This is a genomic window from Thiorhodococcus mannitoliphagus (genome assembly GCF_010915725.1).
In the GTDB taxonomy this organism is placed as follows: Bacteria; Pseudomonadota; Gammaproteobacteria; order Chromatiales; family Chromatiaceae; genus Thiorhodococcus; species Thiorhodococcus mannitoliphagus.
Window position 1 is genome coordinate 1 of record NZ_JAAIJR010000192.1, and the last position, 7,606, is coordinate 7,606.

Annotated in this window: 6 protein-coding genes; all 6 read left to right on the forward strand. The window is 65.3% G+C overall.

What is annotated here, in order from left to right; genetic code table 11:
- The first annotated feature begins 190 nt into the window (after positions 1–190).
- The 6 genes from G3480_RS24190 (at position 191) to G3480_RS24215 (ending at position 7,305) form a co-directional block, all read left to right on the forward strand.
- Positions 191–793, forward strand: a complete 603-nt coding sequence (locus G3480_RS24190) for a hypothetical protein (RefSeq protein WP_240906029.1) — start codon at positions 191–193, stop codon at positions 791–793.
- Positions 783–2,648, forward strand: a complete 1,866-nt coding sequence (traD, locus tag G3480_RS24195; protein ID WP_164656794.1) for a conjugative transfer system coupling protein TraD — start codon at positions 783–785, stop codon at positions 2,646–2,648. The genes G3480_RS24190 and traD overlap by 11 nt, the downstream gene beginning before the upstream one ends.
- A 2-nt stretch (positions 2,649–2,650) precedes the next feature.
- Positions 2,651–3,295 carry an IncC plasmid conjugative DNA transfer DtrJ family protein gene (locus G3480_RS24200; RefSeq protein WP_164656795.1) on the forward strand — a complete coding sequence of 215 codons (645 nt, stop codon included), beginning with the start codon at positions 2,651–2,653 and terminating at the stop codon, positions 3,293–3,295.
- A 752-nt stretch (positions 3,296–4,047) separates the two neighbouring features.
- Positions 4,048–4,431 (forward strand): hypothetical protein, encoded by a 384-nt coding sequence (locus tag G3480_RS24205; RefSeq protein WP_164454488.1) that lies wholly within the window; start codon positions 4,048–4,050, stop codon positions 4,429–4,431.
- 2 nt (positions 4,432–4,433) lie between these two features.
- On the forward strand, positions 4,434–5,783 hold the full coding sequence (locus tag G3480_RS24210) for a KGGVGR-motif variant AAA ATPase (protein ID WP_164656796.1): 1,350 nt from the start codon (positions 4,434–4,436) through the stop codon (positions 5,781–5,783).
- Positions 5,773–7,305, forward strand: a complete 1,533-nt coding sequence (locus tag G3480_RS24215) for an ATP-binding protein (RefSeq protein ID WP_164656797.1) — start codon at positions 5,773–5,775, stop codon at positions 7,303–7,305. The genes G3480_RS24210 and G3480_RS24215 overlap by 11 nt, the downstream gene beginning before the upstream one ends.
- The last annotated feature ends 301 nt before the right edge of the window (positions 7,306–7,606 follow it).

Below are 7,606 nucleotides of genomic sequence, written 5' to 3' on the forward strand. Positions count from 1 at the left end.
CGCCTGGCTGAAAGGATTTCGGGCGATTCGTACCCGTTATGTTTGCCAGTTGCAAAACTACTTGGCACTGATTCAGCTGGCTTGCGCAGAAATCTTATTCCGAAAACTCCAAGAAACCTAAAGGTAATGCAAATTCTGTTCCGGATATCCTCTTAGCCAGCAGGGGCCGGCCGGAGAGGTTCTGATCGCCTTGGCCGAAGCACTCTCAGAGGATCGACTGACCGCCGATGCCCGCCCGAGCCTGATCCAGGGCAAGGTCTTTCTGCCCTATCCGCAGGGGCTTGCTGGGTGGGACGCAGCACCCGGAGAGATCCTTGAAACCTTTGTCGCCCGCGACTGGATCGAGCGCGACCCACTGCGCCCCATGCTCAAGGTCCGCGAACATAACGGGGTCTCCGGGGTGTGGCTGACGCGCACGGTCTCGCGCCGGTTGGTCGCTTTGGGTCTGGGAGCTGTATCGGGTTCAGCTCATCCGCCGGAGACGATCCAGTCGCAGTCGGCGGCAATCGAGGCAGCCGTCGGTGATGATCCGTCGACCCAGACCCGTGCGAAAGGCTCCCCCGCGACCACCGCGAGCAAGTACGCGCAGACCATTCGCCAACGCCTCCTCGCACGCGATCCGACCCTGGGTTCTATCACCGAGCGCCCCGGCGCACTCTCGATCCCACTGCGCGGTCCCCTCCTCGACGGCGCCCGCCGCGCGGGCATTTCGGAGACCGCCCTGCGCCGTGCCCTGGAGCGGTTGCCGAATGCACGTCCGGTCGAGAAGGGCATCCTGACCCTTGGCCTATAACCCGCCCTGGCGGCCCAACTTCGAGCTGGCGGCACTTTCCATCTGGCTGGGTGTGGGGCTGCTTGCGGCCTGCCTGCACGGCCACTGGGCACTGCATCAGCGTCCCTTTCAACTGCTGGCCGTGCTTGCGATCCTGATGGGGCTACGCTGGCTGCCCGCCGCGCTGCGTCACAGCCAGCGCCGGGCACGCCTCGGCGGGCAGCCGCTGAGCTTTCTGGATCCCGAGCGGCTTCGCGCACACGGCCAACGCCGTCCCGCCGATCTCTGGCTCGGCTGGGGCTTCGACTGGAACGCCGAGCATGCCCAGCTCGCCCTCGACCTCATCCGCGTCGGTCCCGAGCGCATCGTGCCGGCCCATCCCGAGCTGGGCGCCCACTGGCTACATGGACTTAGCCCCCGCGAGGCGCCGGTCTGGCTACCGGTCGCGCACAGCGCCGGCCATCTGCTGATCGTCGGCACCACCGGGTCGGGCAAGACCCGGTTGCTCGAACTGCTGGTCGCCCAGGCGGTGCAGCGCGGCGAGGCGGTGGTCATCCTCGATCCCAAGGGCGATCAGGAACTCCAGGCCTCCGCCCGGCGCGCCTGCGTGCGCTGCGGCGAGCCCCAGCGCTTCGTCAGCTTCCATCCCGCCTTCCCGGACCGCAGCCACCGGATCGATCCCCTCTACAGCTTCAATCGCGCCACCGAGCTCGCCAGTCGCATCGCCGCCATCATGCCGAGCGTAAGCGGCAACGACCCCTTCAAGAGCTTTTCGCAGATGGCCCTCTCGCACGTCATCGGCGGGCTGCTGGCCGCCGGGGAGCGGCCCAATCTGGTTAATCTGCGCCGCTACCTCGAAGGCGGGGTCGAGGCCCTGGTGGTCCGGGTCCTCACGCACTTTTTCGATGCGCAGACACCCGGCTGGGAGGGCAGGGCGGCGCGCTCCATCGGCAAGGCGCACGACACCATGGCCAAAGCGCGCGGCCTGGTGCGTTTCTATCAGGAGATCCGCACCCAGCACCCCTCCACCGTGATCGACGGGCTGGTCTCGCTCTTCGAGCATGACAAGGTGCACTTCTCCAAGATGGTCGCGAGCCTGCTGCCGGTGCTCAACATGCTCACTGCCGGTGCGCTCGGGCCGCTGCTCTCACCCGACAGCGATGACCCCGACGACCTGCGTCCGATCACCGCCATGGCCCGCATCGTCGAGCGTGCCCAGGTCGCCTACATCGGGCTGGACGCGCTCTCCGACGGCATGGTCGGGGCCGCCATCGGCTCGATCCTGATCGCCGATCTGGCCGCCGTCGCGGGCGACCGCTACAACTACAGCATCCAGCATCGCCCGGTGAACGTCTTCGTCGACGAGGCCGCCGAGATCGTCAATGACCCCTTGATCCAACTCCTGAACAAGGGTAGGGGCGGCGGACTGCGCCTGACCATCGCCACCCAGACCTTCGCCGACTTCGCCGCGCGCACCGGCAGCGAGGCCAAGGCGCGACAGGTACTCGGCAACCTCAACACCCTCATCGCCCTGCGCGTGCTCGACAGCGAGACCCAGGAGTACGTCACCGCCAGTCTGCCCAAGGCCCGCCTCAAGACCCTGACTCGCACCCAGGGCACCTCCACCCAGCGCAATCCCCTGCAGCACTCGGGCAACGTCGGTGAGCAGCTCAAGGAAGAGGTGAGCGAGCTGTTCCAGCCAGCGCTCTTGGGAATGCTGCCGAATCTGCACTACATCGCGCGCCTCGCCGGTGGGCGCATCGTCAAGGGGCGGCTGCCGATTCTGCGCGAGCCAGCCGGAGTCGACGTGGCGCAGGCAAGACGGCGTCAGGGGAGGGCGCCCGAGGGCCCCCAACCGGATGTGCAGGCCCGCTGACCATGGCGAATCCTGAGCCTGGCGATGCGCGGAGCCCTGTCGGTGCGGGTGGCATCGCCGTGCTGCTCCTGCTGCTGGTCGGTCTGATCGGGATCGCGTGCTGGGTGCCGACGGGGTGGCTGGAGCAGGTCGGGACGCTGGAGCGGGCCTGGTCTCGACAGGCGCTCGGTGAGCGGAGCGCCGTGGCGGTATTGGATTTGGCGCGACGCTGGTATGCGATGCAAAGGGACCAGAACGATGCGTTGATCGCGGGCCAGTCGATGAGCGCCGACCCTCAAGTCTCCGTCCTGATCGATGGGGTCGATCCGGAGTGGCTCCTCAACCGCGCGAAGGCCGTCCGCCTACTGGTCGAGCTGGCCTGTCTGCGTGCCGCTCTGCTCACGGCCTGGGCGCCGGCGCTCGGGCTGCTGCTCGTCGCTGGCGTGCTTGAGGGCCACTGGCGCTGGCGGATCCGTCAATTGGGCTTCGACTACCCGAGCCCGGTCGCCCGCCAGGCGAGCCAGACGGGTCTAACGCTGGTGGTTGGGCTCCTGTTGCTGGTCCTGTTGCTCCCGCTGCCCCTGCACCCCTTCGTCATTCCCCTTCTGACCCTGATCGCCGTGCGCCTGATCGGCACCGGTATCACGCATCTGCCCAAACAACTGTGAGTCCGCGGTGTTGTCGCTCAGGCGATTCCGGCCCCCCGTTCTGGGCGTCATCCGCGCTGGCTTTGCCGAACTCAGCGACCGTTGCAGCGGACGTGTGAGCCCTGACGACGCTAGAAGTGGTCCAGGCTCCGGTCAGGCCGCGATCGGCTGAGAACAGCCTTTTTCGCCGATGACGCTTGCTCGCGGGGCGCGGAGAGCCGCGCAGTGATCTCCGATGTCGGAAGAGCCGCCGATAGCGGACGGGTGGGATGCCAATGACCAAGCTCAAGCGGCGCCGCCCTTGCAGGTCGTAGGGCGCAATAGCGCAGCGTATTGCGCCGAAAGGACATTGGCACAGATCCATCAGATTGATGGCACAATGACGAAATTCGACGCGCTAGGGACATGCAACGTCTGTTGCGTCTTGGGGGGAGCAGCCTGCCAACCATGCGGCGCAATACGCTATCGCTATTACGCCCTGCGCGGGCTGGTCGCATGAGACAACTCCCTGGTTTTCGTCTCTAATTTTCCAGGCCGCTCAGCGCCCCGGATGTCGCCTTGACCAGTCCTCGCCCACCCCGCTAGGCTCAGCAATCGGGTGTTGCTAGACCCGCAGAGGCGGTTGGATTTGCTATCCGGCGAGCTTCGTCCTCGACGAAAGCCCGCGAACTCTGCATCACCCTGGACCAGATCCGCGCCTCGGCGCCGTCGCTGACGGTGACACGGCGGCGGCGCAACAACTGAGATTGGCCTATGCAAGGATCACGCGTCCGATGACCGAATCAGAACAGGACTATCGGGCGGCGGCGCGTCGCTGCCACAAAGACGGCACGCTGCTGCTGGAGCAAGGGCGTCTTGCCAACGCCAGTCATCTTTTTGGGCTGGGTGCCGAGTGTGCGCTGAAGGTGTTGCTGGAGGGCCACCAAGGGGCGGATGTAAAGCTGTCGCATCTGCCGGAGCTGCGCGACCATGCGTTGAAGTGCTTGCGTCGTCGGCGGGATGGGGCTGTTCAGCAATTGCTGAACAGCGATACCTACATGCTTGGCTGGCGCATTGATAACCGCTACTGGCCGGACGCGGCGTTCTCCGAGGAGCGCTGTAAACTGCACCAAAGTCATTGCTTGCGCACGCTGGGCGCGGCCAGCCTCGGGAACTGATCATGAGTCCATGCACCTTCGACGGCGCCCTGCCCCGCGCCCTGGAGCAGATCCGAGGCGCCTTTGCCGGCATCGACTTTGCCGAGGTTCGTTTCATCCGCGACATGAACGGGCGGGTGCATCTGGTGCTGCCGGACTCCGCAGACCAAGCCGAGGTGGTCGCGGCGCGTCCGCATCTCGCGGATGCGCTGGGAGCCTACAGCCCTGGCTCGGAGACCGGTTTAGTGCGCCTCTCCGATACCTTCTTCGGTGCGGCGCTGATGGACGAGCCCTTCCTGGTGCAGGACATCAATGGCACGCTGATCCGCCTGATCGAGCGCCGCGTGGTCGGACAAGACTGGGCGCTGGCACCGGGTACCGAGGCGGGCGCATCGGTGGCACATCCGCCGCGGGTTTCCTTCTTCAGTCTCAAGGGTGGCGTTGGGCGCAGCACGGCCTTATTCCTTTGGGGCCGCGAGCTGGCGGCACAGGGAAAACGGGTGCTGTTGCTGGACCTGGACCTGGAGGCGCCTGGGCTGGGCGCGCAACTGCTGCCGGACGACGCCCGACCGGAGTTCGGCGTTGTCGATTGGCTGGCGGAGGATCTGGTTGGGAGCCCGATGGCGGAGGCAATGCTTGTGGAGCGCATGCTGGTGGCCAGATCACCACTGGCCGATTCGGGCTATCTGTACGTGGCACCGGCTACGGGCAAGCGCACTGCGCAGCATCCGGCCGGCTTCATCGCCAAGCTCGCACGCGCCTACCTGGACAATGACCGCGGCGGTGGCGAGGATTTCGCGGTGAGGGTGAGGCGGCTGCTGGGGACGCTGGAGCGGGACTTGGAGCCGGACCTGGTGCTCATCGACAGCCGTGCCGGTCTGCACGAGACGGCGGCGGCCGCCATCCTGCACTTGGATGCGGACGTGCTGCTGTTCGCCACCGACCAGCCCACGGTTTGGGAAGGGTATCGCTATCTTTTGGCGCAACTTGCGCAGATGGCGCATATCCATCCGGCGGGCGACGACGATTGGCGCCTGCGGCTAAAGATGGTCTACGCGCGTGCTTCGGAGAAACAGGGTGCGCTGGAGGGTTTCCGCTCGCGGGCCTATGAACTCTGGCTTGACGGCCTGTACGACGAGCAGCCGGCCGGAGGCGCCGAGGACGCCTTCAGCTTTGCCGAGACGGATGATGCGGCGCCGCATTACCCGTTGCAGATCCTGAATGACCCGCGCTTCGAGCAGTTCAATCCGCTGGAACATCTGAGCACCGTGGGCGCCGCCGCCATCGCATCAAGCTTCGGGCCGTTCATGGCAGCGCTGGATGAGCGCGTTCTCGGCAACGAGGATCTCAAGGCCGTCGACCATGCCGATTAAGATCAAAGACGGAACCTTCCCGACCGATCGGGTTCGGCGCTCCCTCGACGAGTTGCCCGATACCATGGATGCGAGCACCAACCCGCCCGACCCAAACGATCTATACGTGGTGCTCGGCCACGAGCGCGCGCTGGACCCAAACAGTACGCTCGTGGTCGGGGATCGCGGTAGCGGCAAGAGCTTTTGGAGCGCAGCCCTCAACAGCCCCGTGTCCCGGGCCCTGATCCACGCCCAGTTACCAAGGCTGAAGCTGGATCGGGTGGAAACGAGCTGGGGCTTCTCGGTGTCTACACGCAATGCCGATCACCCCTCCCGGCGGGTGCTTCAGCGTTTGCAGGGAAGCCACGCCGCCGAGGACATCTGGCGTGCGGTGGTGCTGCGGCAGCTCACAAGCCGTTACGACGAGGAACTGCCAAGCAAGAACTGGGCCGATGTCGTGGCCTATGTCGCGGACAACCCCGAGCGCGAGGAGCGGCTGCTGAGCCGAATCGCTGGCCGACTTGCGGCGGACGGGAAGCGCCACCTAGTGATTTTCGATGCCCTGGACCGCACCGGCTCCGACTGGAAAGCCATCCGTGCGTTGGTGCGCGGACTGCTTCAGGTTTGCCTTGATCTGAAAGGACAAACGGGCATACAGGCGAAGGTCTTTCTCCGCCCAGACATGTGGGAGGATCGGACCATCTGGCAGTTTCCGGACTCGTCCAAGCTGCACCACGGCCGCGTCATCCTGGAATGGCGCCGTACTGATCTTTATGGGCTGTTGTGGCATTGGCTGTGCAACCATGGCGATGGCGCCGAGATTTTTCGCAATTGGCTTCAATCGAAGCATCACTTGTCCTTCACGGCAACGGAGGCGGGTGGTGAGCAGGTCTACCCGATTCCGGCGAAGCTGCGCCAGGACGAAGACCTGCAACAGGCGGTGCTGCATGACGTGGCGACCCGCTACATGGGCTCCAACCGGCGGCGTGGACGCACCTACACATGGCTGCCGAATCACCTGGCGGATGCCAAGGGGCAGGTCAGCCCGCGCAGCTTTTTGATCGCGGTGCGCGATGCGCAGCGCGAGACCCAAGCCAGGGGACACGGGGAGGTGCTGCACTGGGAGGGCATCAAGCGCGGTGTGCAGAGCGCCTCATCGGTTCGCGTGCAGGAACTGCGAGAGGATTATCCATGGATTCAGACGGTGTTGGAGCCGCTGAACGGCCAGACCGTGCCCTGCCAGGACGAGGACATCATGCAGCGCTGGGAGAATGCGCAGACGGTGCAGGCGATTGAGCGCGATCGGACTGCGACGCTGTCCCCGGAGCCTTCCGGCAGCGGAGAGATTGATGACGAGCGCTTCTATCTGCCGCCGCATGCGTTGGCTGACAGGTCTTCCGATACTCCCGAAAAGGCGCTGATCCAGGAGTTGCAGCGTATCGGCGTGATTCGTCGTGTCGACGACGACCGTGTCGATATCCCGGACCTGTTCCGGGTGGCGGCAGCCATTGGCCGCCGGGGCGGCGTTCGGCCAATTCGATAATCGATCTGTCGGTGCTGCTCGACAAGCCCGCCGGCCTGCGCAAGCCCGCGTAGCATGGTTGGGAGGCTGTTCACCCCAAGACACAACGAACGCTGCATGTCCTTCACACGTCGAACTGGATGGGTCATGGCTCAATGATGGCTAAACTCCTTCGAATCGAACTCGCAGTCGCGCCATACCACACCATGTCGCAAAGAATGCGAGCCGTTCTTGTGGGCGTCCGACGATCTCAAGCCGCCTCACGCGGGATGACCTCGCGCTCGATCGTCGCGCGTGAATCCAACTCCGCGCGGCGCAGATC

What these genes read in the sequence shown, in the direction of transcription:
- G3480_RS24205 (WP_164454488.1), top strand. Translation starts at nt 4,048, where the DNA reads ATGACCGAATCAGAACAGGACTATCGGGCGGCGGCGCGTCGCTGCCAC.
- G3480_RS24200 (WP_164656795.1), top strand. Translation starts at nt 2,651, where the DNA reads ATGGCGAATCCTGAGCCTGGCGATGCGCGGAGCCCTGTCGGTGCGGGT.
- G3480_RS24210 (WP_164656796.1), top strand. Translation starts at nt 4,434, where the DNA reads ATGAGTCCATGCACCTTCGACGGCGCCCTGCCCCGCGCCCTGGAGCAG.
- G3480_RS24215 (WP_164656797.1), top strand. Translation starts at nt 5,773, where the DNA reads ATGCCGATTAAGATCAAAGACGGAACCTTCCCGACCGATCGGGTTCGG.